This window comes from Natronobiforma cellulositropha, from assembly GCF_025629245.1.
Taxonomy (GTDB): domain Archaea; phylum Halobacteriota; class Halobacteria; order Halobacteriales; family Natrialbaceae; genus Natronobiforma; species Natronobiforma cellulositropha.
Genome location: NZ_JANZXN010000032.1, coordinates 39627 through 66140 on the forward strand (window position 1 = coordinate 39627; position 26514 = coordinate 66140).

The following is a 26514-nucleotide window of genomic DNA, read 5'->3' on the forward strand; positions in this document are numbered from 1 at the left end:
GACGAACCGCGCACTTCGCACCCACCAGGTACACCGGTCGCTTCACACGCCGTCGACGAACCGCTCGGCACGCACGCGCTCGCACCATCAAATATATCCCGGCCAGAACCTCTCACTGGCCGAAGCCTCTCACTGACCGGAACCTCTCACCGGCCGGAACCTCTTTCCGCCGTGAACGCCCACCACCGGTGAATGTCCGGTCCCCGCCTCGAGCGCTCGCACCTTCGAACGACAGTGCTCGTGCTCGTCACACTCTGGCTCTGCAGTGCGTTCCTCGTCGCCCCCGTGGTCGGCGGTGGTTCGGTAACCGCCGCCGACGAGGCGGCCGAACCCGAGACGGCCGAGCCGCCGTCGTTCGAGTTCGATCCTGCACTCGAGTCGATGTCGGGAACCGTCGAAGTCGTCGTCCGACTGACGGAGACGACCCCGCCACCTGGCGGGTCGTCCGCCGCGGTCCGGGACCACCTCTCCACCCACGCCGAGACGACTCAGGTCGACGTCATCGCCTACGCGAACGAGACGCCCGGAGTCACCGTCGAGAACAGCTTCTGGCTCACCAATGCCGTGGTTCTCGCGGTCGATACCGACCGCGTCGACCTCGAGACGCTCGGCGCGTTCGATGCGGTCCACACCATCCACGCGAATCTCGAGGTGGCCGTTCACGATGGAGCGACCGCAACCGCTCCCCTCACCAGTACGGGTGAGGTCGAACCGGCCGCGTACGACACGACCTACGGCATCGAGGCGATCGATGCGACGGCGGTCTGGGAGGCGTACGAGACGCAGGGTGTGGGGACGCGCGTGGCCGTCCTCGACACCGGCATCGACGCCTCGCACCCCGACCTCTCGCTGTACACGGCCGACGCGACCGATCCGACCTACCCCGGTGGCTGGGCGGAGTTCGACTCGAGCGGGAACGAGATCGGTGGTTCAGAGCCGTTCGACGCCGGCGATCACGGGACGCACGTCAGCGGCACCGTCGCGGGCGGGAACGCGAGCGGGACCTGGATCGGCGTCGCCCCCGAGGTCGACCTCATGCACGGGAGCGTCCTCGGACCCGAGGGTGGGACGTTCTCGAGTGTCGTCGGCGGGATGCAGTGGGCCGTCGACCACGACGCCGACGTGATCTCGATGAGTCTCGGACCCGAAGGCGGCGGCTTCGTCGACGGGATGATCCAGCCGATCAGGAACGCCGAGAGCGCGGGCGTCTCCGTCGTCGCCTCCATCGGCAACGACGGCCACGGGATCTCTGGCACGCCGGGCAACAGCTACGATTCGGTCGGCGTCGGTGCGGTCGACGCGTCGGGTGACGTGGCCTCGTTCTCCGGCGGCCAGACCGTCGTCACCGACGACGTGTGGTCGAACCCACCGGAAGAGTGGCCCGAGGAGTACGTCGTCCCCGAGATCGCCGCACCCGGTGTCGCCGTCGAGAGTGCGGTTCCGGGTGGCTACGGCTCGAAGCAAGGGACCTCGATGGCCGCGCCACACGTCGCCGGTGCCGTCGCACTCTTTCGCTCGGTTCACCCCGACGCCACGCCCGACGAGGTGAAGGCCGCCCTCTACGACACCGCGTGGAAACCGGCCGGTGAGCCGAGCGACCCGGACACCAGATACGGCCACGGCATCGTCGACGTTCGCGGCGCAGTCGACAGCTACGCGCCGGCGACGCTCGAGGGAACCGTCACCGACGAAGTCGGCGATCCGATCGAGAGTGCATCCGTCTCGGTCGACGGCACCTGGACCACGACGACCGCCTCCGACGGCAGTTACGACCTCCTCGTCGACGCCGGCGAGCGGTCGGTGACCGTCGACGCCGGCGGGTACAATACGAGTACCGGCACCGTCACGGCGCTCAGTGGTGGGGTGACCACTCACGACGTCACGCTCGAGGCGACGCTCTCGGTGACGCTCCTCGAAGCGCCACCGGAACTGCTCGAATCGAGCGGAAACGCCAGTGCGAACGCGACGGTCGCCGTCGCGGGTGCTGACACAGTCTCCGTCTCGCTCACCGAGAACGCGACGCTCGAGACCGACGCGCTCTCACTGGTTGCCGACGGCGCTCCGGAGTCGTTCGACGAGCAATTCGAGGTCGGCACTCACACCGAGGGTGACCCCCTCGTCGTCGACGTTGGTATCGACGACGGTGCGAACGGGACGCTCGAACTCGCGTTCACGTTCGCCGCCAGCGACGGTGCCGAACGGGTCGTTCGCGTCGGACCCACGGCCGTCGTTCCGCGCATCTACGACGTGGGCGTCGTCGCCGACGGTGAGACGGAGGCCGCAACCGCCCTTCGCGACGACCTCGACACCCGGCTCTCGGTCGCCCACCGCCTCCACCACGTCGATGCCGCCGAGGTCCCGGCGCTCGTCGACGAGTACGACGCGTTCGTCGCGCTCGAGTTCGACGGCAACGAGACGGCGTCCGCGCAGTTCGTCGACGCTGCAGCGAGTGAAGGCGTCGGCGTCCTCTACCTCGGCGGGGCGGACGAGCGGGACGGACTCTCCGGACTGCGCGCCGCGACCGGAACTCCTTCGACGCTCGAGACGGCGCCCGCAGGTGACGACCCCGGCACGGCCGGGGCGCTCACCGTCGTCGCCGACCGCACACACCCGCTGCTCGCGGGTGTCGCCGCCGAGCGGGAGTCGGTCACGCTCGTCGAGAGCGCCACCAACCGGACCTGGTTCGACCACGAGGGCGACGACCTCGAGCGACTCGCCGCGGTCACGACCGACGGCGTGCTCGGCGACGGCGGCGGGCTGGCGCTCGAGCGCTCGCAGCGACAGGTCCTGTTCACCGGCACGCCCCGCGATGGGGCGTTCACCGACGAGGGGGCGGCCGTCGTCGCCAACGCGGTCGCGTACTTCACGGACGGGGCGACCTACGTGGCTCGGGACGTCGGCCACTACGGCGTCAGCGGCGAGCCAGAGTCGGCGCTCTTCGGCGTCACCGAACCCGGGAACGTCACGCTCTCGCTCGGCTCCGAGACGACCGTCGACCCCGCGAACGTCACCCTCTGGGCTGACGGCGAGACGGTCACCCCCGGCGACCCGTTCGCGATCGAGGCGAGCCACGTCCGCGGCGGCGTTCCGGTGAACGCGACGGTCGCGGCGGGTGTCGAGGGCGTCCTCCAGCTCTCACTCGAGGACGAGCGCGGCGGTGTGGCGACCACTCGTGCGATGATCGTCTCGAGCGACCCGCCCGCGACCTACGAGGGAACCGTCTCGGTCAACGGCGACCTCGCCCGCGACGGCCTGACGGTCCGCGCGCTCGTCGACGGCGAGGAACGCGCGAGCGCCCCCGTCGAGGGTGGCTGGTTCGGCGTCGGCGACCTCGGGGCGAGCGACGGCCCACTCGAGGTTTCTGGAACGGCGGGTGAGACGGTCGAGTTCGCCCTCGAGAACGCGAGTACGGGCGGCTCGAGCGCGTGGGCGGCCGGTGAGCACGACCGGCTGACGCTGGCGGTCGCCTACGACGAGCCGTTCGCGAACGCGACGCTCGAGGGCCCGGCGTGGACGCTCGAAGGTGAACCGACGGCGTTCTCGGTCTCGGGAGACACCGACGCGCTCGAGCGCGTCGACTGGACGGCCGACGACGAGGAGACGGCGGTCGGCCGGAACGTCTCGCTCGCGTTCGATACCGTCGGCGAGCGACCCGTGACGGCGACGCTCACGGCCCTCGGCGGAGAGACCCAGACGCTCGAGCGCAGCCTCTACGTCACCGACCGGCCGGCGATCACCATCTCCGGGACACTTACGGGTACGTCTCCGAACGAGACGACCGTCCGCGTCGACCCCGAACCGGCCGACTGGGCCGACGACGCGCCGGTCGACTCGAGCGGCGGGTTCGCTGGACTCGGTCTCGAGGACGCACTCCACCACGTGACGCTGCTCGAGGACCCGGCCGAGGCCCCGCCAGCCATCGCGACGCTCGCCCACGAGGCGTTCGCGAACGACACCGACCTCGGGTCGCTCGCCACTCCCGACTGGCACGACCTCGCGATCACCGTCACCGACGACGAGGGCGCTCCCGTCGAGAACGCGAGCGTCGCCATCGCCCCGGTCGCCGACACCGACCGCCACCACCACGCACTGACGGGGGCGACGAACGGGAGCGGCGCGTTCGTCGCCGACGGGGCACCGGTGGCGGGCCTGCGAGCAAACGATACTGTCACGGTCACCGTCCACCCGCCGAACACCGACGAGTTCGCGGCCGACTCGCTCGTCGAAACTCTCCACGTCAACGACTCGACGGCGCTCGAGGTCTCGCTCGCGTCGCCGTCCTCGGGCGGCGGTGGTGGTGGTGGTCTCCTCCTGTCGCCCACCCCGGACCCCTCCCCCTCTTTCACCGTCGTCTCGGGCAGCGTCTCCCCGGAAACCGTCGCCCCGGGCGAGACCGTCACCGTCGAGGCGACCGTCGAGAACACCGGCGGGTCCGGCGAGGAGACGCTCACTCTCCGCGCCGACGGCACCACGCTCGAGCACCGGACTCTCTCGCTCGAGACCGACGAGCGCCGGACGCTCACCTTCAGCGTCGCGCTCGAGTCTGCCGCGACGATCAGCCTCGACGGCGTGACACTCGGGAGCGTGACCGTCACGGATGGGGCGGATACGCAGACGGCGACCAGCCCGGCAGATGGTGCCGACGACCCGGTACTCGCCGAGGACCTGGCGAACGAGTCGGTCGCCGACGCGGCAGCTGACGAAAACTCGAGCGAGAACGCGAGCGAGACGACGAACGAAACGGCGGGCGACGAGCGGGAGGCAGACTCGAGCGCTCCCTCGGCCAGCCGTGACGACGGACTGCCGGGCTTCGGTGTGGTCCCCGCGCTGCTCGTTCTGCTGGCGATGACGCTGTATTTCCGGCGGCGCTGATCTCCCAGCCATCCTTTTTCGCTCGCTCGAGCGCTCGAATCCGTCCGGCGATGTGCGCTTCCGTGTGTTCCGGAGGCGTCGGTAGCGACCGTCCGCGTGGTGGTCTCTCGCGACGAGAAGACAACACACTGATATCTGTGTACGCTGTCGGTGGCGACTGTGACTCTCTCGCTCCGCGAGCAGGTCCGCGCCAACCTCGAGTCCGTACTGTTGCTGGTCATCGGCTTCGTGCTGTTGCTGCGGTCGGTCTCTGACTTTCCGTGGGTCGTCTCCGACGGCGTCTTCTATCTCGTGCTGGCTGGGTTTCTGTTCGTCAGCGCTATCGTACTTCTCACCGACACGGATGCGAGCGACTCGTAGTGGTGACTACTCGGGCTTCGGGTTCACAGAACGCTTTGCGAGGGAAGATCTCTACCGCAGGACCTTCCGCATCTCGTTCGGCACGTTCGTGTGCCTCACTGCGATGCGAGGGGAGGGAATCGAACCACCTCCGGGAACCTGCGCTTCGCGCAGAACCCCAGCGTCATTCGATCCCTCCTGCATCTTACTCAGCGCGTTTGTGCGCTTCGCTACGATGCGAGGGGAGGGAATCGAACCCACGAACTCCTACGAGAGCGGATCTTGAGTCCGCCGCCGTTGGCCGCTTGGCTACCCTCGCACGCACGTCGGCCTACGCCTGTCGTCGTTGAATACCCTCCGATTTTCACCGGACGGGACACCGACTCGAGTGGCCCACACACCGGACCTCCTCACTCGAGGTACCCGGCCGGGTAGCGCTCCTGGCAGTTGAGACAGATGTACCCACCCTCGATGTGCTCGGAGAGCCGTCCACCACAGCGCTCGCACGATCCGCGGGGATACTGCATTCGGTCTGAATCTGTTTCCAACGGAAATAAACGTTCGCTCGAGCGTCCACCGATGGAGTTACCGGCCCGCCCACCCAACGGCCGGTATGGACGAGCACACCCGCGATCCGACCGTCGGCCCGCCCGCGGGGAACCCGACCGGGTGGCTCGAGGACGAGCAGGTGTGGGAACACGGGACGCTCCGACGGGCGACCATCCACGGCGTCCGCCTCTACAACGCGGGGGCCTACCACGAGTCACACGACTGTTTCGAAGACGAGTGGTACAACTACGGCCGCGGGAGCGCCGAGAGTGCCTTCCTCCACGGGATGGTCCAGGTCGCCGCCGGGGCGTACAAACGCGTCGACTTCGAGAACGACGCGGGGATGCGCTCGCTGTTCGAGACCGCGCTGCAGTACTTCCACGGCGTCCCCCGCGACTACTACGGGGTCGACCTCCTCGGGGTGCGGACGACGCTCACCAACGCGCTGGCCGACCCGTCGGCGCTCGACGGCTGGCAGATCACCCTCGACGGCGAGCGGCCGGTCGCGGGGCCGGCCGACTTCGAGTACGCCGAGGCGCTCGAGTAGCGCGCGCTCGAGCACCGCACTCGCACCACCCTGCCGGTTGTGTGCACGCCACACCCCGGCGGACCGAATTACATTTCAGGGAGACGCACCTATGGGTCCTCGATGAGAGTTGCACAGCTGGGAACGGGGACGCCAGAGGTCGCGGTCGTCGCCGGTATCCACGGCGACGAACCGTGTGGCGTCCGGGCCATCGAACGGCTGCTCGCGGACCGCCCGCGGGTGACGCGACCAGTGAAACTCGTCGTGGTGAACGAGGAGGCGCTCGAGCGCCAGGTTCGCTTCGTCGACGAGGACCTGAACCGGGCGTTTCCGGGCGACCCGGACGCAGAGACGCACGAAGGGCGACTCGCCGCCGATCTGGTGGCCGAACTCGAGGGCTGTCTGACGTTCTCGATGCACTCGACGCAGAGTCACAGCGAGCCGTTCGCGATCGTCCACGGCATCGACGATCTCGCTCGAGAGATCTGTCCACAGCTGCCGGTCGCGGCGCTCGTCGAGACGGGCAACTTCTCGCGTGGGCGGCTGTTCTCCTCGGTCGAGACGATCGAAGTCGAGTGTGGACTCCAGGGCTCTGAGACGGCGGCGGAGAACGCCGACCGGCTCACGCGGGCGTTTCTGACGGCTGTCGGGGCGCTCCCCGGCGACACCGTCTCGCGCGAACTCCCGGTCTACCAGCTGATCGAGCGGATTCCGAAGACCGACGCCGACACCTACGAGGTGTTCGTCGAGAACTTCAGACGCGTCGACGCGGGTGCGCCGTTCGCGGCCGCTGACGGCGACACGCAGGTGGCCGCGGAGCCGTTTTACCCCGTGCTGATGTCGTCGTACGGCTACCGGAACGTCTTCGGCTACGCGGCGAAGAAACTCGACGTGATCGCGAAGCCGACGCGCGTGTAAACGCTGGCGTCCGCGATAGCCACAATTTTCCCCTCAGTGGGGGGATTCATACCCGTTCGCTCCCTCTCGGGGAGTAATGATTCCACCAGAACTGGTCTTCGGGATCCTCGCGGAGCCGTTTCCCGAAGGCATCACCCACTACGCGGTCGGCGGGGTGCTCGTCGGTCTCGGCGTCGCCGTCATCTACCTCGGCACCGGCCACATCGCGGGCGCGAGCACCTTCCTCGAGTCGACACTCTCCTACGGCTCGAATCTCTCTCGCTTCCAGCAGTATCGTCCCTCGCGTGACTGGCGCGTCGTCTTCACGCTCGGTATCGTCGCCGGGGCGGGGGTCTACGCCCTGCTGTATCAGGACGCCCTCTGGGTGACGGAGGTCCAGGCCTGGCGGCTGTTCCTCGGTGGCATCCTCATCGGTATCGGGACGCGTCTCGGAAAGGGCTGTACCTCCGGCCACGGCGTCTGTGGCGTCGGCTCGGTCTCGTCGACCTCGTTCGTCGGCGTCGCGACCTTCCTCCTGATCGCCATCGGGACCGCCCAGCTCGTGCTCGCCCTGGAGGTGGTTCCATGAGCGAGAGCGAGAACCATCCGCTGTTCATGCCGCTGATCTTCCTCGGCGGGCTGGTCTTCGGTTTCGGTCTCGCGTTCAGTAACATGGCCCAGCCGGAGGTTGTCCTCTCGTTCCTCCAGCTGACCGACTTCGGTCTCCTGTTCGTCATGTTCGGCGCGGCCATCGTCACCGGCATCACCTTCTTCGGGGCGACGCACTTTCTCGACCGTGCGCCGCTCACCGCGAAGGCCTACGAGCGCCGCCTGAAGTCGCTCGACCGGAACGTCGTCGTCGGCGGCGGCATCTTCGGTGTCGGCTGGGGTCTCTCCGGCATCTGTCCCGGTGCAGCCTACGCCAGCCTCGGAATCGGAAACTACGCCATCCTCTGGGGTATCGCCGGCATGTTCATCGGCGCGTACGTCCAGGGCTTCTGGCGTTCGACCCGGCTCGAGAGCGCGTCCGGAACGACGGCCGCGGACTGATCGACGACTGAACCGGTGGGACCCAACGATTATGCCCCTCTCGGCCGATGAAGCGCGTATGCCACGACTCGAGCCACCCTGTCTGCGATCGAAACACGCCTCCCGCGGTGCGGCGAAGGGCGCGAAAACCGGGGGCACAATCGGCGGTCTCGGCGGGCCGGTGACCGGTGCCGTCGGCGCTGGCGTCGGCGCGGCGACGGGCTACCTCGCGGGGACCGCACGCGACCGACTCGGCTCGCTCGTCAGACCGTTCTGACGCGGGCGGAAACAAACGCATAAATCCCTCCTCGCGCTTCCTCCGGGTATGACTAGCCAGTCCGACGCGTCGGACGACCGCGGCCCGTACGAGACTCACGACCTGCTCACGCGAAACGTCGAGGAGGTCGTCACCGACCAGGAGGTGCTCGAACTGGCCGCCGATCCGGACGGCAAGCGCGCCTACGTGGGCTACGAACCCTCGGGCGTCCTCCACATCGGCCACCTGCTGACGGCGAACAAGCTCATCGACCTCCAGGAGGCGGGCATGGAGGTCGTCATCCTGCTGGCTGACGTCCACGCCTACCTCAACGGGAAGGGCACCTTCGAGGAGATTCGCGACACCGCTGGACAGATGCGCGCACAGTTTCTCGCCTACGGTCTCGACGAGGCCTCGACCGAGTTCGTCTACGGCTCCGACTACCAGCTCGACGAGGAGTACGTCCTGGATCTCCACCAGCTCGAGCTCTCGACGACGCTCAACCGCGCCCAGCGCGCGATGGCCGAGTTACAGTCCGGCGAGTCCGCCCGCGTCAGCCACGTCGTCTACCCGCTGATGCAGGCGCTCGACATCGAGTACCTCGACGTCGACCTCGCCGTCGGCGGCATGGACCAGCGCAAGGTCCACATGCTCGCCCGCGAGGAACTCTCGGAACTGGGCTACGACGTTCGCCCGTGTCTGCACACCCCCATCGTCGCCGACCTCACGACCGGCGAGGGGAAGATGTCCTCGAGTGCAGGCGTCACCATCTCGATGGAAGACTCGACCGAGGACCTCGAAGAGAAGGTCAACTCGGCCTTCTGTCCGCCGACGCGCGACCCCGAGGGCGACCTCGAGAACCCCGTCCTCGAACTGTTCGAGTACCACATCTTCGCGCGCTTCGACGACGTGACCGTCGAGCGCCCGCCGAAGTACGGCGGCGACCTCACCTACCACGAGTACGAGGCGCTGGCGACCGACCTCGAGTCCGGCGACCTCCACCCCGCCGACGCGAAGGCGACGCTCGCGCGCTACCTCGACGAGTTGATCGCCCCCGGCCGCGAGAAACTCCGCGAGATCCGCGGCGAGTAGCCCGACACCTGTTCTGTAGGCGCTCGAGTCCACCCCGAGTCGACCGTTTGAAGAGCGCTCCCGCGAACTACCGGTATGAACGAGACGCGACGGGCGATTCTCGACGCGCTCGCGGACGGACCGGTCGCCGGTCCCGCACTCGCCTCGCGCTTCGAGATGTCACGCGCGGCCATCTGGAAACACGTCGAAGCGCTGCGTGAAGCGGGCTTCGAGATCGAGAGCGGACCGGACGGCTACGCGCTCGCCTCGATTCCCGCCTACAACGGTCCCGCCATCGAGTACGGACTCGAGGCTCCGTTCTCGGTCGAGTTCCACGAGACGCTCGCGAGTACGAACGACCGGGCGCGCGAACTCGCCGCGGCGGACGCGGCCGATACGGTCGTCGTCGCCGAGGAGATGACCGGCGGGCGGGGCCGACTCGAGCGGGCCTGGAGCGCACCTGCCGGTGGCTGCTGGTTCAGCGTCGTCTGTCAGCCGGACGTTCCACCCGCCAGCGCACCGCTGTTCACCCTCGCGGCGGCGGTCGCGACGGCGCGGGCGGCACGCGAGACGGGCGTCGACGCCCGGATCAAGTGGCCGAACGACGTGGTCGTCCCGTCCGACGAGACCGCCACCGGATACCGAAAGCTCGCGGGCATCCTGACCGAGATGGAAGGTGAGACCGACCGTATCGCCTGGCTCGTCGTCGGCATCGGTGTCAACGCGAACCTCGACGCTGCGGCCCTGCCCGGGGGGGCCACGAGTATCCGCGACGAGGCGGGCGACGTCGACCGGCGGGTGTTCCTCCAGCGCCTCCTCGAGGAGTTCGACGCCTGCCGAAACGACCTCGAGCGAACGCTCGAGGAGTGGCGCGCGCTCGCGCTCACGCTCGGCCAGCGCGTTCGCGTCGAGCGAGCGGGCGACGAGGTGGTCGGGGTGGCGCTCGAAGTCACCGACTCTGGCGGGTTAGTCGTCGAACTCGAGGGAAGCGGCGAGCGGGTGACGGTCACCGCTGGCGACTGTACACACCTCCGGCCGGTGTGAGTAGCGGTCCGGTGGCTCGAGAGGGAGGGTTACTCGACGGCGACCTGGGCGTCGGCGCTCGCGTCCTCGAGTCGCTCGCCTCGCTCGACGCGGACGGTCAACACCGGTACTGGCGAGGAGCGGACGACGCGTTCGGCGACGCTGCCGAGTAAGAGGCGGTCGATGCCGCCGCGGCCGTGCGTTCCCATGACGATCAGGTCGCAGTCCTCTGCGCCCGCTTCCTCGACGATAACGCGACTGGGCGACCCCTCGAGGACGACCGTCTCGACGTGGACGTCCTCGGGTGCCAGCTCCTCGACCCGCTCGACGGCCGCCTGCCCCTCCTGGCGGAGCGCGTCGCTGATGCCGTCCCAGGCGGTCTCCATCGGGAGACCGCCGTAGCTCGCTGCGTTCACGACGTAGAGCGCCCTGATCGTCGCATCGTGAACCCGTGCGAGGTCGATCGCGTACTCGAGCGCCTGCTCGCCCTCCACCGAGCCATCGGTCGGGACGAGGATACAGTCGTGCATCGTGTGATCGTATGACATACGAACGCGTGAGTTGATAACGTTATCGCAGCGAATTTCTCGAGAAAGCAATCTCGAGCGGCCCGAATGTTTCGATTCGAAACCTCTCGTCAGCCCTCGAGGACGACCGTCTTCACGTCCGCCACGCTGGCACGGCGGACGACGGCGCGTACGGGGTCCTGTGCGCTCGCCAGGTTGTCCGAGTCGCCGTCGAGGACGAACAGGTTCGCCGGACGGCCAGCCTCGAGAATCCCGTCGTCGCGTCCGGCCAGTTGCGCGCCGTTGGCGGTCGCCATCCGAAGCACCTCGACAGCGGAGAGGTCGCTCAGCTTCGCGACGAACTCCATCTCGCGGAACATCGACGGCGCGTTGAGCATGACGTTGTCCGTCCCGAGCGCGACGGTCGTCCGCGCCACCAGGTCCTCGAGCGGCGGCAGTCCCACGCCGGTGACGAGGTTCGACCGCGGACAGACGACCACCGGCACACCCTCGTGTTCGATCCGCTCGAGGTGGTGCGCCTCGGGATGGACGACGTGGACGAGAAAGGCGGGCTCGAGGTCGAGCGCGCCGTCGAGGTCGCTCGCATCCCCCTCACCCGCGTGAATCGCGAAGGGCGTGTTCGTCTCGCGCGCCGCCTCGCGTTCGCGCCCGAAGTCGGCGTCGTTCGCCCCGCTCGCACCGAAGCCATCGCCCGCCTCCATCGCCTCGAGCGACCCGCGAGCGTACGCCAGTGCCTCGATCTCGAGACCGTCTGCGGCGTCCCTGAGCAGCTCGACGCCCTCGACATCGCCCTCTCGAAAGTCGAGACAGCGGGCCGTCCCGCCGCGTTGCATGTATCGGATCGAGCGGCGGATCCCCGCACACAGCTCCTCACGCGAGGCCGCCCGGAGCAGTCGGTGTTTCAGCCCGTCGGGCGGTGCGACCAGTTCCTCGAGTGAGAGCCCCGCGCCCGCCTCTTTTGCGATCGAATCGCCGACGTGCGTGTGTGCGTTGACGAACGCCGGTACGACGATGTCGCTCGAGTCGACCGCCGCCTCCTCGATCCCCACGATGGTTCCGTCGTCGACGACGAGGTGGCCCTCGGTCGGTTCGAACGCCTCCCCGGCGAGAATCGTCCCCTCGTATACTGTCTCCATAGTCGATGTGGGCGATTGTGCGCTCGTACCCTTGAAGCGTTCGCCACACACTCGCCTCACTCGGTGAACTCGTCGAGCGTCGCGTACAGCCCGTCTCTGACCTCGCTGACGAGCGGGCCGTCGATGTCGAGACCGAGGACGCGACGGGCCGCGTGGCCGACTGGCTCTCGACACGCCGGGGGCGAGTAGACACCGAGGCGCCACTGGGAGTACTGCGCCGCCCGAAGCGCGTCGACCAGCGGCGACTGCTGACCCAGCTTCCGGACCTCCCCGTTGACCACCACCCGCGTCGTCGACTCCGCCATCGAGGGCCGGCCTGGGACGTCCACCAACACGTCGTCCGCACCGACACCCGCCTCGTCGGCGATCTCACGCTCGAACTCCCGGATCGACTCGTGGTCGGCCTCGATGATCCCCCCCGGCACGTCGTCGATCTCCGCCCACACCGCCCGCTTGTACAGCCGCCGGTGGTCGAGCCCCTCCGAGAACGTCGCCGCAGCCTCACAGTTTCGTAACGCGACGATCAGGTCGTGGTCGTCCATCCGCTGGAGGACCTCGGCGTCGACGTCGTTCTCGGGCGACTCGAGTAAGTGCTCGCTCCCGCGGCGCAACATCGACTTCGCGATCCGCGCCGCGCTGTGGCTGTAGACGACCGGGTTCATCAGCGCCCGCGCGACCAGCAAACTCTCGGCCGACTGGACGTTCCCCTCACCGACGACGAGTTCGCCGTCGACGAACGTCACCTCCCGGACCAGCCGTCCGTGGTCGATCGTCCCGTACGGCACCCCCGTGTGGTGGGCATCCCGCACCAGGTAATCCATCCGGTCGACATCGAGCTCGCCCGAGACCAGCTGGCCGAACCGCCCCTCACCCGCCACCAGCCCCGCCACCCGCTTCGGCTCGAGGTCGTGTGCCTCGAGTACGCGCGCAATCTCCCCGTCGGTCAGCAGGTGCTCGACATCGTCGTGATAGCGCCCCGTCTCGCGGTAGGTCACGTCCTCGACGTTGTGACTGAACGGGCCGTGACCCACGTCGTGGAGCAACGCCGCCGCCTGCACCCGCTCTGCCTGTTTGCCGCCGATACCCAGGTGCTCGAGTGCCAGACACGCGAGGTGGTAGACCCCGAGGCTGTGTTCGAACCGCGTGTGGTTCGCCGACGGGTAGACCATCGACACCGTCCCCAGCTGTGAAATCCTCCGCAAGCGCTGGAGCGCAGGCGTATCGAGGAGGTCTCTCGCCACCCCGTCGATCGTGATGTGATCGTGGACGCTGTCTTTGATGATCTTCATTAGTGTCTCCTCTGTTCGAATCGTACAAAAAACGTCGTCTCGAGTGTGTCACGTTGAGAGGGGTCGTCTGGGCGCTTCAACCCCACAAGGGTTCGTCTGAAACCTGATCTGCGTCGCTGGCGTGTGGGTCGTCGTCTGGGCGCTTCAACCCCACAAGGGTTCGTCTGAAACACTACTCGAAGCGGAACGTCAGACACACCGCCACGGACTTCAACCCCACAAGGGTTCGTCTGAAACGATGCGTAGTCCGGTCCTTTCCACTCTACCTCCTCGAACTTCAACCCCACAAGGGTTCGTCTGAAACGCGGACCTGACTGTCCTGTCTGTTGGGTCCAAACGAACTTCAACCCCACAAGGGTTCGTCTGAAACGATCTTAGATCACCACCAGTGACTTTTATCTAGTTCGAACTTCAACCCCACAAGGGTTCGTCTGAAACCCTGTGGAGGGGTCTGGAACGGTGTTCTCCGGAGTTACTTCAACCCCACAAGGGTTCGTCTGAAACACGTCTTCCTCGGTCCAATCGCAGTTCGACCGGAGACTTCAACCCCACAAGGGTTCGTCTGAAACGTCGTAGACGTAGATGTCCACACGGTTGGCGTCGACTTCAACCCCACAAGGGTTCGTCTGAAACACGGCTCTCGAGACGATCACCGGCGACTCGCCAACCCCACTTCAACCCCACAAGGGTTCGTCTGAAACGCGCGCTGTCGATGGCCTCGACGAGCGCGTCGACCACTTCAACCCCACAAGGGTTCGTCTGAAACGCGCGCTGTCGATGGCCTCGACGAGCGCGTCGACCACTTCAACCCCACAAGGGTTCGTCTGAAACGAGGAAGACCTGGACGTCCTCCGAGAGGCAGGCCAGACTTCAACCCCACAAGGGTTCGTCTGAAACCGCTCGGTGTCGTCCCGTGCGGACACTCGTCGTACACTTCAACCCCACAAGGGTTCGTCTGAAACCCAGACAAGTCGACCGCAAGGAAGGGGAACAGTTAACTTCAACCCCACAAGGGTTCGTCTGAAACTCTAGAAGACGCTGCAGAAGAGTGGCTAGGAGAACTTCAACCCCACAAGGGTTCGTCTGAAACCACGTCCTCGCCGAGTACGTCATCGACGACTTAGAACTTCAACCCCACAAGGGTTCGTCTGAAACAACCGTAGACTTTAGCAAGCCAGGCCGGGCGGGACTTCAACCCCACAAGGGTTCGTCTGAAACTAGAGAGAGACGGGAGAGTCATCACCTACCAGCTGATGACTTCAACCCCACAAGGGTTCGTCTGAAACCGGTGCCCAAGCCTCTCCGAAGTAGCAGGTCCGGGGACTTCAACCCCACAAGGGTTCGTCTGAAACCTCACGTCGTACGATGCCAGGTCGCCCTCTCCACGACTTCAACCCCACAAGGGTTCGTCTGAAACCAAATCCAACTCACGGAGGCCGTGCAATTCTCGGAGGACTTCAACCCCACAAGGGTTCGTCTGAAACCAGCAGCGGCAACGGACGGTGGCAGCGATGAGTGAACTTCAACCCCACAAGGGTTCGTCTGAAACCCGCGACAAAGACGACAGACCGCGCGTTCCGCGACGGACTTCAACCCCACAAGGGTTCGTCTGAAACTGTTCACCGACGACGACCTCACCGGGACCTACGTCCGACTTCAACCCCACAAGGGTTCGTCTGAAACCTGTCCTCCCACCGGAACACGGGTTCACTCGTCCGACTTCAACCCCACAAGGGTTCGTCTGAAACACGTCGACGACGACGAAGACGACCAGCAGACGATGACCACTTCAACCCCACAAGGGTTCGTCTGAAACCCCGATAGGCGATGACGAGATCGACGCCCCAGTCCATACTTCAACCCCACAAGGGTTCGTCTGAAACTGCGCTCGCTCAACCTGTTCGACGAGCTCGAAGTAACTTCAACCCCACAAGGGTTCGTCTGAAACCGTGTACGCCCGCTCCGGTTGCAGGATCTCGAGCGGACTTCAACCCCACAAGGGTTCGTCTGAAACTCGCGCCCGTTAGGCCATTAGTTGCCATGCAACAACTTCAACCCCACAAGGGTTCGTCTGAAACTCGTCGACAAACAGCGTCTCGCCCTGCGACCAGCGACTTCAACCCCACAAGGGTTCGTCTGAAACGATTCCCAGACGACTTTGGTTCAGACCGACGGCGGCGACTTCAACCTCACAAGGGTTCGTCTGAAACGTGTTTGCGACAGAGATAGAGTGTCTTTATCGAATAACTTCAACCCCACAAGGGTTCGTCTGAAACCGTGGTTCGACTCCACAGGCGGGCTTCAGGACACATACTTCAACCCCACAAGGGTTCGTCTGAAACTTTCTGTCAGTCGACTCGACGTAACTGTACTCTTCACTTCAACCCCACAAGGGTTCGTCTGAAACTCGCGATGTATTCGGGGTTGAGGTCGATGCCCACACTTCAACCCCACAAGGGTTCGTCTGAAACAGTATCCACGAGCACCCGACCCCACCGACGAGGCCACTTCAACCCCACAAGGGTTCGTCTGAAACGGCACTATCGCTTGCGAATCAGACGGCTTCGGCTGACTTCAACCCCACAAGGGTTCGTCTGAAACCGATCGTTGGATTGATACCTCTTTATGTGGTTCTCACTTCAACCCCACAAGGGTTCGTCTGAAACGCGCACCGAGGTGCCAGAACGCATCGAGGCGGTTACTTCAACCCCACAAGGGTTCGTCTGAAACGCGGTGCCTTCGTCGACACCGAAGTGTCTGACGAGACTTCAACCCCACAAGGGTTCGTCTGAAACTCGGCTCGTTGGCGTCATCACGGATGTCAGCGTAAACACTTCAACCCCACAAGGGTTCGTCTGAAACAGAGTCGCCGTCAACCGAGACGGGCGACGAGATCCGTACTTCAACCCCACAAGGGTTCGTCTGAAACTACACAGATTCGTCGGAGCCGGAGGACGAGAGACCGACTTCAACCCCACAAGGGTTCGTCTGAAACCGGAGAACTTCTACGAGGCTCACGGCATGGACGACACTTCAACCCCACAAGGGTTCGTCTGAAACGCGCCCAGAACGGTGCGAGATAGACGGATGTTACCGTACTTCAACCCCACAAGGGTTCGTCTGAAACGACGGATCGGCGTTCTATATGCTCTGCCGAGTCCGACTTCAACCCCACAAGGGTTCGTCTGAAACAACGCCCCAGTCCATGTAGTGCGTCTGGTCGTCGAACTTCAACCCCACAAGGGTTCGTCTGAAACCATGGCTGTACTGCAAGTTGTCTCCGCTTCCCGCTACTTCAACCCCACAAGGGTTCGTCTGAAACTCTGGTCGTCGAGAACGTATTCCAGCTCGTCGTTGATACTTCAACCCCACAAGGGTTCGTCTGAAACCTTTCGACACGTTTTTATACCGGGGTCGCGTAGCTGAACTTCAACCCCACAAGGGTTCGTCTGAAACGAGTCGCCGTCAACCGAGGCGGGAGACGAGATTCGTACTTCAACCCCACAAGGGTTCGTCTGAAACCGTGCCCAATTTCTGGGCCACAGGTACTCTCTCGAGCGATGTGCACTAAGTGTTTCCGTCGACCCTCGATACCCGCTGTGGGGGTGGGGGTCGACGGACGGTCAGAGAAAGCGCTGGCCGTCAGTGGGGTCGTCGCCGTAGACGGTTCGGTTGAGCAGGGCTTCCGAGGAGAGTTCGTAGACGATCGTCGACTCGCCGGGCTCGAGCAGGTCCTCGAGTTCGCCGCGGAGTCGGGTGAGGTCGCCCTCGCTGATCTCGCCCTCGAGGACGGAGTTCTGGACGTGGGTCAGGTAGCGGCGGCCGATCTTCAGCGCCTTGTGTGTTCGGTCCGCTCGGAGGTCGTAGACCATGACGACGTACATCACCACCACCGCCGGAACGGCTCGTAGGGCTCGCCTGCGATGAGGTGTTTCTTGAGTTTGTACGCCTCGAGTCGCAGCAGGTACTGGTAGCTCACCTTGCGCTTGAGCCGTGGGTGGTCGACGGTTCGCTCGAGGGTCTCTTCGAACGCCATCGTGTACGTCTGCCGTCCGCGTTCGGTCAGCAGGCACGAGCCGAGGTCGGTCTCGAAGTCGTCGTGGCTGAGCTGTGAGCGGTTGAGGAGGCGGAAGAGGACGCGGTCTGCGAGGACGGGTTTGAACAGATCGGCGAGGTCGAGCGAGAGCGAGTAGCGTCGTTCGCCGGGTTCGTGGAGGTAGCTGATCGCCGGGTCGAGTGCGGTGGCGCGGATCGCCGAGACGCAGTTCGCGTAGACGAGCGAGTTGCCGAAGGAGATCAGGCTGTTGACCTCGTTCGGTGGTGGGTTGTACTCGCGCGCTCCGAGGCGGAACTCGGCGGGGAGAATCTCGTCGAAGGCTCGGTAGTAGGCCTTGCGTGCGGTCGCTTCGACGCCCATCAGTTCGTCGATGGGGCGGTCGTCGCCCACGCGTGTTTCGATGGTCTCGAGTTCGTCGCGAATCTCGCTCAGGTCGCGTCCGCGGCCGTCGTAGTAGACGATGTTGGTGCGCATGTTGTGGATGCTTCCACGGACGAACGCGGCGGCGAGTCGCCGTCGGTGAGCCTCGTCGTCGTAGGCGCGGACCTGTTCGACGACGGTTCGCCCCGAGGTCTGGCCCCGTTTCGGCATGATCGACCCGGCGTAGTAGTCCTCCCAGCCGAAGACGTGGATGGCGATTCCCTGGCGGTTACAGAATGACATCAGCCGGGTGTTGAAGTCGACCTGGCCGTGGAGGTAGATCGCTTCGGCGTGCTCGATGGGGATGTACTTCTTCTCGTCGTCTTCGGTGACCAGTCTGATGGTGTCGTCCTGGCGTTCGATGCGACCGTTCGAGACGATGTGGTAGTTCTTATCCATTGTCAACACCAGCAGAGGTCGTGGTAGGCACACGACGAGCAGAACGGCTTCTCTTCGGCGGGTGGCGGTGTCTCTTCGGTGACGACCTCGTGGATGGCGCGGATCGCCGCTTCGACCCGTTCCCGGCGCTCGTCGGTGAGTTCGATCGGCTCACGCCTGCGCTCTCTCGGGTGAGCCAGCACGCCCTCTCGCTCGATACCTGCGACGCACTCGAGGTACCACAGGTAGTACGAGAGTTGCATCTCGGCGGGCTCGGTCAGCGCCGACGAGGGTTTGACCTCGATGACGCGCCCGTCTTCGAGGAGGTCGAGCGAGATCATCCCGAGGCGGAGGTGCTCGCGCCGGTCGCTGTAGGCGGTCTCGTCGACGCGCGTCCCGCGGGCGACGCTCGAGTTCTCGCGGTCGATCTCGAGGTTGCGGCTCTCGAACCAGAGTTCGCGCGTACAGACGTGGTAGTACTGCATCATCACGCCGGTGACGCGGAACGGGTCGCCGGTGGGGGTGCCGCGAGCGGTCTCGAGCAGGCGCTCGATCGGGTCGGTATCGCTCACAGGAACCTCCGTTCAACCGTCGAGTCGGGAACGACGAAGCCGGTCGTTGCGTCGAAAAATTTTCCGAACTCTGGACTCGATGGATCGATCCATCGAATCTCGCTCTCGCCATGAATCGGATTGAGACTCGCCAACTTGCGTGCCTCTCTCGAGTCTGTCCGGTAGATTGGCACGGAAACCTGCGTTGCACGGAGTTCTCGCAGGAGGGCGTTCGTCCGCTTGAACTCGTACTGGTCTACAGCCGTCTCGATCTCCCGAGGAAGCTCTTTCTCGGTCTCCGTCCGGAGGATGGCGACCTCGAACGTGTTTCGCTGGTTGATCAGCGACAACGCGGCGAGTTTGTCGCCTCGCGACTCGTCGACGTAGGTGGCGTACTCATCTCGCCCGACGTTCTTCTCCTCGTGGAGCTGAGAATAGTACCTCTCGACGGCAGTCTGTGACACGGCGGTCTCTGAGAGCGTGCGGCTGCCTCCTCGAACCTCCTCGAGCGCTCTCACAGTGGCTGGTAACAGCCGCACCCCACGGTTGTACACCGCTTCTGCGGGCGTCTTCTGTTGCTCTTCGGGAACATCGAGCCACCAGACGGTAACGCGGCCACGCTCTCGTTCGAACGAGCGGTTACACCGGCCTGCCGCCTGGACGATACTGTCGATGGGTGCGAGATCACGGTAGACGGTATCGAAGCTAATGTCGACGCCCGCTTCGACGAGCTGGGTGGAGATTGCGACGAGGGTGTGTCCTCCTTTGGTGAGTTCCTTCGCCGTTTCGATGAGCCGAAGCCGGTCGGCTGGACGAAGCCGAGTCGAAAGGTGTAACAGGGCGCAGTCCCCGTTTTCGACGACTCGGTCTGCTACCGTTGTCGCATCTACCTCGTCCGGTTCACCCGCCGTCTCGAGCACTTCGCCGTACACTTCACCCACGGAAACGAGGCCTGGGCGTGACTCGGAGACGAGCTTTGTGAGCGTTTTCGCGCTATCGATGGTGTTACAGATCGCGAGCGCGGACTCGTCCGAATCGACCGTCTCGAAGAGTGTGCGCGCAGCGTCGTCGTGTGACTTCGCCCCGTCTCGATCTGTGATGTAGCCGATGACGGATTCGTCGAGTTCGTACTCGATTCGTTCCGTGGCTTCGAAGTAGGTGTGGGAATCTTCGACCAGTTCGACGGCGTCGTCGAACAGTCTCGGCTGTGTGGCCGTCATCGCGATGACGGTCGCCCCGTACCGTTCGGTCAACAGCTTCGTGAGGCGTGGAACGAGTTTCCACCACTCGAGCGGGAGGCTCTGGGGTTCGTCGAGAACGACGACGCTGTTTCTGAGTGCGGGTATCTTCATCGACTGGGCGTTCGAACTCCCGGCGAGACTTTCGAACAGTTGGACGAAGGTCGTGACGGTGATTCCGGCACGCCACCCGGTTCCCAGCATCCCTGCAACGTCGTCGTTCCGGTCGGCGTCGTCGGCGTCCTCGTCACTCTCGTCTCTGATGGCCGTCTCTGATAAGTGGTGGTGGGCGCTCAGGAGTCGGCCAGCAGTATCGGCTTCGTAGATGGTCTCGATGTCGTCGACCACTTGGTCGATGATGCTCGTAAACGGGAGCGCGTAGATGATTCGCTCACCGTCCCGCTGGATTCGGACGGTATTTGCCGCTGAGAGACCTGAGAGCGTTTTTCCCATCCCTGTCGGGAGCGTAAGCGTCGCGACACCACCGGTATCTGCGAACGTCTCTGCGTTTTCGAGTACCGATTTGCGTGCCTGGGCGCGATAGTAATTCAGTCGCTGCGCTCGAGTTCCGTGCTCGTCTGCGTCGGCCTTCCTTTCGAGGTCGTCGACGTACTCGTTCAGGCGCTCGAGCGACGGGGGTATCGCCGCGTACTGATCAGCGCTCGTCTCCACGTCGTCTCTCGCCTGTGCCGCGCTCGTCTTGTCGGCGAAGACGAGCGCACCCCAGCACTCGAGCACCAGCGAATAGAACGCGTCGGATAACGTCTCTCGAGTTGACACACTTTCGCCGTCATCCGTACGCACGGTGACGTTCGACTGGATCGTCTCTCGGAGAGCGCCGAACCCTTCGACGAACTCGCGCCAGGAACTGTTTCCGGCGCTCGCTTCGCGGAGAATATCGTCTGCCAGTTGTGGCACCGATTCGTCGATGTCTGCGATCTGTTGTGCGATCGCGAGTAACTGTTTCTCCTCTCTCTCCCGTCGCGTCTCCTCTACCCCTTCTGTGAAGTCCGTTCGTTTGAAGACGTACGTCGATACGTCGGGTAAGCGACCGTGGTGCTTCGCAACGGCGACGAACCCGGCCAGACAGGTTTCCGGTTCGAACCCTCGTGCCTCGAGCGCGTAGTAGGCAACGAACGAACTGATCGGTGCGTGATGGCGAAACCGGTCTTTCGGCGGGCTTCCAGCTTCGACGCCGATGTGCTGCTGGAAGTAGGTCGTCGCTTTTCCGAAGTCGTGTGCGAACCCGAGCGTTTCGATCACCGACTGTAGCGACTCGCCTGCGGGTGTCTGTGCCTCCGAGGGCACGATGTATCCGCTCCGTTTCGCGACGTCCTCGAGGTGCTCGAACAGCATCACACCGTCGTGGCCATCTTCCGGCGGATGCGAGTACCGGACGGGCATCTCAGACGAACACCACTGTCCGGCTGTCGACCCGCGAAGCGTCGATGTCACGCACCCTGAGCGGGTCGGCGTCGGGGTTGTACGTGTACGTCGTGAACCCGGTCGTGGTCCGTCCGCCAGCGTCCCGTTCCATGAACGCGGGCGACTCCTCGACCTGACAGCGGACCCCTTGCTCGAGGATGACTCGCTCGGACGCGTTGGGTACGGCGGAGTCGACCTCGACTGTCTCGGTTTCCGGCCCGGCTTCGACGTCGAACTCGCCGTGGTACTCGATCTCAGCGAGGTACTCCGAGAGACCGAGACTGGGTACGTAGTGGGACTTGCCGGTCTCGAGCATCGACCGTAACTCGCGGTAGCGTTCGTCGTCTGCGAGCGCGACGTCGATGCGGTAGGCCGGGTCTACCAGTACCTCGTAGTTGTGCTGCTGTCTGAGTGCCGTTGGATCCGGGAGTTTTACGCTGAGTTTCCCACGGCCGTTGAGCGACTGTAGGTTCCCACTCGCCGTCGAGAGGGTGTTCATCGGCATATTGATCGTGCGAACCTCGCGTACGGGTTGGGTTGCGAGTGCAGACTGCCCTCGGGCGAATAGGTCGTAGTAGCCGTCTCGCTCGATACCGAGGATCGCTGCGAGCAACCCTGCTGCGGTCGTTCTGGGCAGTATTCGGTAGGTTTGCTTGACGACGTTTCCCTCGATTCGGCGAAAGTGCCCCCATGGCCCACGAACCGTCAACGAGAGACAGCGCTCGGGCTCGAACGCGGCGTCGCCGTCGGTCTGCTCACCGGTCGATTCTGTCGCCATCGTCACTCCGCGTCCGTCTCGTCCGGGAGCGTTTCTGCGTGCTCGCCGTAAACGTCGACGACTTCGACGGTCTCCTCACCGACCGCCTCGCTCAGCGCGTCGTACAGGAGGTCAGGGCCGCCAACCTCGCCACCGTAGGTGAGTCGTAGCACGTCGCTCGCAGCCACCCTGATGCGTTCGATCTGCTCGCTCGCGTTCTCGAGACGGGAGACGAACGCGTCGGTCTCGAGTGCCAGGTCGCGCACGTCTCTGAGTTCTTTCTCCGGTTTGGATCGGTCGGTGTCGAGGACGAGGTCCTTATCGAGTCCACCGAGGTGGAAACTCTCGTCTGCGTACTCGACGCGACAGTAGAGTCGGGGTTCCTGGCCGACCTTGCTCCGACTGATCGTCTGGTTCTTGATCGCACGCCAGCAGAGCGTATCCAGCCGCTTTACGTCCTCGTTCGTCAGCCCGGTATCTTCCGCACCGTGTTCGTCGACGAGACCGTGGAAGCGGATGAGTCCGTACTGGATGCGGTGGTCGTCGAGATCGAACCCGCCCTGTTTTTTGTCCTCCTGAGTCGCGATAACGCTCGTCAGGCTGTCGTACTCCTCGTTCTCGTTGACGGCGTGGATGGTCTTCCCCGGTGAGAATTGCACTGGCCCAGTGAAGTGGTCCGGGAGGTGTTTGACGTACTTGTCATCTGCATCGACGGCCATCGTCGCGCCGAAGTAGCGAACGTCCACGCTGTTCTCGAGGAACGTCCCGAACACGTCTTCACGGAAGCGTGCGGCCTCCTCGTCATCGCCGTCTTCCAGGTCGTACTCGTCTGGCTCGACCGCTTTCAGGCGGTCCTCGAGTAACTGCCCTCGCGTGAACCGGTCGCCGTCTTCCTGGACGTTGCGAATGTAGACGCCGTGGCCGTCGTCGTCGAGCTGGTCACGAAGGTAGCGCTTCAGGCGAACATCGGTCACGATCGCCTGTTGGGTTTGCGGGTCGATTCGGGGACGATTTGAGCCGCTGAGCGGATTCCCGTTCGGGTTCGCGTCGACGGCGTCGTACAGGAAGACGATTTCTGAGCGGTTCGTCACGGTGTCGGTAGTAGTGGACATATTAGTGTTCCTCCTCGAGTTCGGGTTCGTCGTCGGTCTCTATCTGGTCCCAGTCCGGGTGGTCGTTGATGCCGTAGGTCACGCCGAGTGCGTAGTAGAAACGCAGGTCGTCGGTGTCGAGCGTCCACTCACCCGGGTCGGGGTTGAGAATCGTCTCGCGCAGTCGTTCGACGATGTGTTCGGCTTTCGTTCCCGGATACGATTTTCCGGCCTTCTTCTCGGCCCGCGTGTAGGTGAGCGTCTTCGCGATGGTCTCCTGTGTGACCTTCTTGATGCGTGAACGGCTAATCGACTTGACCGGATACTGATCGACGAGCGTCGTCGACCGGTTCTCGCTGTACTCCTGGTAGCTGCCGATGTCACCGACCAGTGCGCCGAGTAAGAAGGCTCCGCGGCGCTGGTCGTTGACTCGCTCCTCGTCGTCCGGGTCGCTGACGAGAGCGGGTGTCTGTTCGATAAACGATTCGAGTTTCGCCGCCGCGGGATGGCCCCCATCGGCGATCAGAATTTCTTCGGGTGCTGACATCGTGTATTCCTCGTACGTGGGTTCGTCCGTGATCGATCGTTTCTGTGGGTCGTTCATCGTCAACAGCTCAAGTTCGTCATCCGCCATCGCACACAGTTGTGCGAACTGACTGGCGACAAGCAACGAGGGGAAGCCGTCGAACTCGTCGCTCGTCTGTTCGGTGATTATGCGCTCGACGTACTCTTCGAGTAGCAACTCGACGGCGGTCGGCTCGCCACTCAGCACGTTGATGAGGACCTCGATTCGCGGGTCGTCGGCCTCGGCTTCGGCATCGTCTCGCTCGGCGAACGTCTGGTGGAAGTACCAGCCAGTCGTGATTGCGTTGAGGCGGTCACGGTTCTCCGACAACAGGTTCCACTTCTCGTTCGTCGGGAGCGGTGGTGACCACTCGGTGTCCGTATTGAACGCGCTGGTGTGCTCGACGATTCGACCGTGTTCGATCGCGAGTTCCTTCGGGTAGTGCAGCCGACCGTTCAGCGTCTCGCCGAATACGTCGTAGCGAGACATCTGGTGGGGCATTACCGCCGCGACGTAGAAGCGGAGGGTGTTCTCCTCGTATCCATTCTCGTCTCTCTCCCGCTTGTACGCGTCTTCGATGGGTGTCTGCTCGTCGTCTTCCGTCGTGACGCGATAGAGCATGTTGTACAGCTTGTAGGCCTTCTCCACGGTGGACCGCCCGAAGAAGTACGGCAAGCAGTACACCTTCGCCCCAAACGTCCGGTACGTGCAGGCTTCGACGAACGTCTCTGCGTTCATCACCGTGACGGCGGCATCTTCCGAAATCGGATGAGAACGCCACGCGTGCTCGATGTCGAGACCGGGGAACTTCTCGAGTTGTTTGCCGAGATAGTAGTTCTGCGGGTCCTCTGCCGTCCCGACGGTGCGCGCAGGTGTCTCCGTCACGAGGTCGGTCGCCTCGCCCGAGGAGTCGTTGGCCTTGTTCTTCGTGACGAGTTTCGACAGCTTTCGCTGTCGCATCGCCTCGAGAAAGACGTCGATCTCTCCGGGCCAGCGATACTCGCCGTCTCGTTCGGTCTTCACCTGTACCGTCAACAGGGCGGTCGCCGACTCACCGCCCAGTTCGTCGATGACCTCGGCTTCGATCCGCTCGAGTGTTTGCTCCTCTGCACCGAGTTCTGCCAGGCGGTCGATGATCCACCCCTCGGGATGGGTTTCGGCGACGTCGGAGACGACGTCGTCGGTCGGCCACTTCGTCAGCCGTTCCTTCGCGTAGCGGGCGAGTTTCTCCGGGTCGCTGTTCTGACCCGCCTGGTGGGTGATGCTGTGGTCGATGCCGCGAGCAGCAGCGTACTTGCAGTGGCCGACCGGCTGCACCAGGTCCGCCGTGTATCGCGTCAACTGGACGGGTCCGACGGCATCATCGGCGAGCGCTGGCTCGCTCGAGACGTCGACACGGACGACGAGCAGGCTGTCGTCGGTATCGACGAGACCGTCCGCAGCGTCGGGCGTCAGGTAGGAGGCGTACTCGCCGCCGCCGGTCGTCGCGAGTGTGTAGAGCTTTCCGTAGAGGAACTGCACGTCCCGTAACGACCCGATCGGCGTCTCCGGTAGCTCCGCACGCAGCTTTTCGGGCGGATACGTATCGCGAAACGCCTCAGGCGAAAGCATTCTCTCCCTCGAGTTCCGTCTCGTCCGGCCGCGTTCGTTCGGCGACGTTCACGAACCCGAGTCCCAGCGAGTTGCGCTCGCCGAGACCCACGTCGAGCGCCAGATTCAGGTGGCGGCGGTGGTGGTCGTCTCGAACCGTGTACTCGAGTTTCCACTTGCTCAACACGTAGGTCATCGTCTGCCCCTCAGTTACCGTCACTGGCACCGCGAACGTCTTGAGCAACTCGTAGCCGTCGAACAGCGACCCGTCGACGTCGCTCGGACCCGGCAAGTACTCGGGTGCGAACAGGTCGTGTTTCTGATCGAGGTTCGCCTCGAGCTGGCGCACCAGCGGCTCCGTCGTGTGCTCCGGACGCCAGTAGACCGCCGTCTCCCCGCCGGGGTGGTCGATACCGTACTCGTCACACTGCCACGGCGGAATCCGAACGAGGAGACCAGTCCCCGTCTCGAGCGTCCCTCGAGTCCCCGGTTCGCCGACGTCGGGGGCGAGTGCGCGAACGTCCTCGACGGAGAAGGGCATCGAGCCGACGTTCAACTCCGACTCGTCGAACAGATCCGCCGCCACGTTGGCGAGCAGTTCCTCGTCGTGAGAGGCCACCAGGAGTTTCCGCTCGTCACCCTCGCGCATATCTCGCGGCGGGAACGGATTCGACATACAGAACCCCGGTGGCTCCCCCGAGTCGTGCAACTCGTCGTAAGCCGTCCCCTCGAGCGCTCGCCACAGCCGCCCACGCAACTTGTGGTGGTAGGCGTTGTCGTACGCGGCGTCCGCTCGAGCGGACATATGTACCATGATTCGCACTAGCGATCGTCACCTCTGTTGCTGATTACCATTTCACTCATTGTCAGTCGAATTGGTGATATAAAAATGTTTTTCCAAAATGAGTAAATAATAGAGGAACCCCAC

General features: G+C 64.3%; 20 protein-coding genes, 1 tRNA gene and 1 CRISPR repeat array. Of the genes, 9 read left to right on the forward strand and 12 right to left on the reverse strand.

The window, feature by feature from the left end:
- The first annotated feature begins 192 nt into the window (after positions 1–192).
- Both N0B15_RS14850 and N0B15_RS14855 read left to right on the forward strand, forming a co-directional pair.
- Positions 193–4872: a S8 family serine peptidase gene (locus N0B15_RS14850; protein ID WP_263020499.1), complete on the forward strand. Its 4680-nt coding sequence runs from the start codon at positions 193–195 to the stop codon at positions 4870–4872.
- A gap of 159 nt (positions 4873–5031) precedes the next feature.
- A complete protein-coding gene (locus N0B15_RS14855) occupies positions 5032–5232 on the forward strand; it encodes a hypothetical protein (RefSeq protein ID WP_263020500.1) in 201 nt (66 codons plus the stop codon).
- Positions 5233–5447: 215 nt separating this feature from the next.
- Here N0B15_RS14855 and N0B15_RS14860 read toward each other — a convergent pair.
- Positions 5448–5530 (reverse strand) — tRNA-Leu (locus N0B15_RS14860).
- 294 nt (positions 5531–5824) lie between these two features.
- On the opposite strand from N0B15_RS14860, the gene N0B15_RS14865 reads away from it, so the two are divergent.
- The 7 genes from N0B15_RS14865 to N0B15_RS14895 all read left to right on the forward strand — a co-directional run bounded on the left by N0B15_RS14865 (position 5825) and on the right by N0B15_RS14895 (position 10583).
- The gene (locus N0B15_RS14865) at positions 5825–6307 is read left to right on the forward strand and encodes a DUF309 domain-containing protein (protein ID WP_263020501.1); all 483 of its coding nucleotides are present in this window, start codon (positions 5825–5827) and stop codon (positions 6305–6307) included.
- A 102-nt stretch (positions 6308–6409) separates the two neighbouring features.
- Complete coding sequence (locus N0B15_RS14870) at positions 6410–7204, forward strand: M14 family metallopeptidase (RefSeq protein WP_263020502.1); 795 nt, start codon at positions 6410–6412, stop codon at positions 7202–7204.
- 76 nt (positions 7205–7280) lie between these two features.
- Positions 7281–7772 (forward strand): YeeE/YedE family protein, encoded by a 492-nt coding sequence (locus N0B15_RS14875; protein ID WP_263020503.1) that lies wholly within the window; start codon positions 7281–7283, stop codon positions 7770–7772.
- Positions 7769–8233: a DUF6691 family protein gene (locus N0B15_RS14880; RefSeq protein ID WP_263020504.1), complete on the forward strand. Its 465-nt coding sequence runs from the start codon at positions 7769–7771 to the stop codon at positions 8231–8233. Before N0B15_RS14875 ends, N0B15_RS14880 begins: the two co-directional genes overlap by 4 nt.
- A gap of 58 nt (positions 8234–8291) precedes the next feature.
- A complete protein-coding gene (locus N0B15_RS14885) occupies positions 8292–8489 on the forward strand; it encodes a hypothetical protein (protein ID WP_263020505.1) in 198 nt (65 codons plus the stop codon).
- Between the two features lie 48 nt (positions 8490–8537).
- On the forward strand, positions 8538–9560 hold the full coding sequence (locus tag N0B15_RS14890) for a tyrosine--tRNA ligase (protein ID WP_263020506.1): 1023 nt from the start codon (positions 8538–8540) through the stop codon (positions 9558–9560).
- Positions 9561–9635: 75 nt separating this feature from the next.
- The gene (locus tag N0B15_RS14895) at positions 9636–10583 is read left to right on the forward strand and encodes a biotin--[acetyl-CoA-carboxylase] ligase (protein WP_263020507.1); all 948 of its coding nucleotides are present in this window, start codon (positions 9636–9638) and stop codon (positions 10581–10583) included.
- A 29-nt stretch (positions 10584–10612) separates the two neighbouring features.
- On the opposite strand, the gene N0B15_RS14900 is transcribed toward N0B15_RS14895, so the two are convergent.
- From N0B15_RS14900 to cas6, 11 genes are all read right to left on the reverse strand, one after another.
- Positions 10613–11092: a universal stress protein gene (locus N0B15_RS14900; protein ID WP_263020604.1), complete on the reverse strand. Its 480-nt coding sequence runs from the start codon at positions 11090–11092 to the stop codon at positions 10613–10615.
- A gap of 107 nt (positions 11093–11199) precedes the next feature.
- Complete coding sequence (locus N0B15_RS14905) at positions 11200–12225, reverse strand: amidohydrolase family protein (protein ID WP_263020508.1); 1026 nt, start codon at positions 12223–12225, stop codon at positions 11200–11202.
- A 56-nt stretch (positions 12226–12281) separates the two neighbouring features.
- Positions 12282–13514: an HD domain-containing protein gene (locus N0B15_RS14910; protein ID WP_263020509.1), complete on the reverse strand. Its 1233-nt coding sequence runs from the start codon at positions 13512–13514 to the stop codon at positions 12282–12284.
- A 73-nt stretch (positions 13515–13587) separates the two neighbouring features.
- A CRISPR array of direct repeats spans positions 13588–17036; the repeat unit is 30 nt; unit sequence ACTTCAACCCCACAAGGGTTCGTCTGAAAC.
- Between the two features lie 101 nt (positions 17037–17137).
- Positions 17138–17398 carry a CRISPR-associated endonuclease Cas2 gene (cas2, locus tag N0B15_RS14915; RefSeq protein ID WP_263020510.1) on the reverse strand — a complete coding sequence of 87 codons (261 nt, stop codon included), beginning with the start codon at positions 17396–17398 and terminating at the stop codon, positions 17138–17140.
- The gene (gene cas1b, locus N0B15_RS14920; RefSeq protein WP_263020511.1) at positions 17398–18390 is read right to left on the reverse strand and encodes a type I-B CRISPR-associated endonuclease Cas1b; all 993 of its coding nucleotides are present in this window, start codon (positions 18388–18390) and stop codon (positions 17398–17400) included. The genes cas2 and cas1b overlap by 1 nt, the downstream gene beginning before the upstream one ends.
- Before the next feature lie 2 nt (positions 18391–18392).
- The gene (gene cas4, locus N0B15_RS14925) at positions 18393–18941 is read right to left on the reverse strand and encodes a CRISPR-associated protein Cas4 (protein WP_263020512.1); all 549 of its coding nucleotides are present in this window, start codon (positions 18939–18941) and stop codon (positions 18393–18395) included.
- Positions 18938–21562 (reverse strand): CRISPR-associated endonuclease Cas3'', encoded by a 2625-nt coding sequence (locus N0B15_RS14930; RefSeq protein ID WP_263020513.1) that lies wholly within the window; start codon positions 21560–21562, stop codon positions 18938–18940. The genes cas4 and N0B15_RS14930 overlap by 4 nt, the downstream gene beginning before the upstream one ends.
- 1 nt (position 21563) lies before the next feature.
- Positions 21564–22361 carry a type I-B CRISPR-associated protein Cas5b gene (cas5b, locus tag N0B15_RS14935; RefSeq protein WP_263020514.1) on the reverse strand — a complete coding sequence of 266 codons (798 nt, stop codon included), beginning with the start codon at positions 22359–22361 and terminating at the stop codon, positions 21564–21566.
- Positions 22362–22363: 2 nt separating this feature from the next.
- Positions 22364–23452, reverse strand: coding sequence for a type I-B CRISPR-associated protein Cas7/Csh2 (gene cas7b / locus N0B15_RS14940; RefSeq protein ID WP_263020515.1), 1089 nt, complete (start codon positions 23450–23452; stop codon positions 22364–22366).
- A 1-nt stretch (position 23453) separates the two neighbouring features.
- Complete coding sequence (gene cas8b / locus N0B15_RS14945) at positions 23454–25607, reverse strand: type I-B CRISPR-associated protein Cas8b/Csh1 (RefSeq protein ID WP_263020516.1); 2154 nt, start codon at positions 25605–25607, stop codon at positions 23454–23456.
- Positions 25594–26400, reverse strand: coding sequence for a CRISPR-associated endoribonuclease Cas6 (cas6, locus tag N0B15_RS14950; protein ID WP_263020517.1), 807 nt, complete (start codon positions 26398–26400; stop codon positions 25594–25596). The genes cas8b and cas6 overlap by 14 nt, the downstream gene beginning before the upstream one ends.
- Positions 26401–26514: the final 114 nt, after the last annotated feature.

Excerpts from the sequence above, each read along its gene's own strand:
- N0B15_RS14895 (WP_263020507.1), top strand. The coding sequence starts at position 9,636 with ATGAACGAGACGCGACGGGCGATTCTCGACGCGCTCGCGGACGGACCG.
- N0B15_RS14905 (WP_263020508.1), bottom strand. The coding sequence starts at position 12,225 with ATGGAGACAGTATACGAGGGGACGATTCTCGCCGGGGAGGCGTTCGAA.
- cas5b (WP_263020514.1), bottom strand. The coding sequence starts at position 22,361 with ATGGCGACAGAATCGACCGGTGAGCAGACCGACGGCGACGCCGCGTTC.
- N0B15_RS14875 (WP_263020503.1), top strand. The coding sequence starts at position 7,281 with ATGATTCCACCAGAACTGGTCTTCGGGATCCTCGCGGAGCCGTTTCCC.
- N0B15_RS14910 (WP_263020509.1), bottom strand. The coding sequence starts at position 13,514 with ATGAAGATCATCAAAGACAGCGTCCACGATCACATCACGATCGACGGG.
- cas1b (WP_263020511.1), bottom strand. The coding sequence starts at position 18,390 with ATGGATAAGAACTACCACATCGTCTCGAACGGTCGCATCGAACGCCAG.
- N0B15_RS14930 (WP_263020513.1), bottom strand. The coding sequence starts at position 21,562 with ATGCCCGTCCGGTACTCGCATCCGCCGGAAGATGGCCACGACGGTGTG.
- cas7b (WP_263020515.1), bottom strand. The coding sequence starts at position 23,452 with ATGTCCACTACTACCGACACCGTGACGAACCGCTCAGAAATCGTCTTC.
- N0B15_RS14890 (WP_263020506.1), top strand. The coding sequence starts at position 8,538 with ATGACTAGCCAGTCCGACGCGTCGGACGACCGCGGCCCGTACGAGACT.
- N0B15_RS14880 (WP_263020504.1), top strand. The coding sequence starts at position 7,769 with ATGAGCGAGAGCGAGAACCATCCGCTGTTCATGCCGCTGATCTTCCTC.
- cas6 (WP_263020517.1), bottom strand. The coding sequence starts at position 26,400 with ATGGTACATATGTCCGCTCGAGCGGACGCCGCGTACGACAACGCCTAC.
- N0B15_RS14885 (WP_263020505.1), top strand. The coding sequence starts at position 8,292 with ATGCCACGACTCGAGCCACCCTGTCTGCGATCGAAACACGCCTCCCGC.
- N0B15_RS14870 (WP_263020502.1), top strand. The coding sequence starts at position 6,410 with ATGAGAGTTGCACAGCTGGGAACGGGGACGCCAGAGGTCGCGGTCGTC.
- cas2 (WP_263020510.1), bottom strand. The coding sequence starts at position 17,398 with ATGTACGTCGTCATGGTCTACGACCTCCGAGCGGACCGAACACACAAG.
- N0B15_RS14850 (WP_263020499.1), top strand. The coding sequence starts at position 193 with ATGTCCGGTCCCCGCCTCGAGCGCTCGCACCTTCGAACGACAGTGCTC.
- cas8b (WP_263020516.1), bottom strand. The coding sequence starts at position 25,607 with ATGCTTTCGCCTGAGGCGTTTCGCGATACGTATCCGCCCGAAAAGCTG.
- N0B15_RS14865 (WP_263020501.1), top strand. The coding sequence starts at position 5,825 with ATGGACGAGCACACCCGCGATCCGACCGTCGGCCCGCCCGCGGGGAAC.
- N0B15_RS14900 (WP_263020604.1), bottom strand. The coding sequence starts at position 11,092 with ATGCACGACTGTATCCTCGTCCCGACCGATGGCTCGGTGGAGGGCGAG.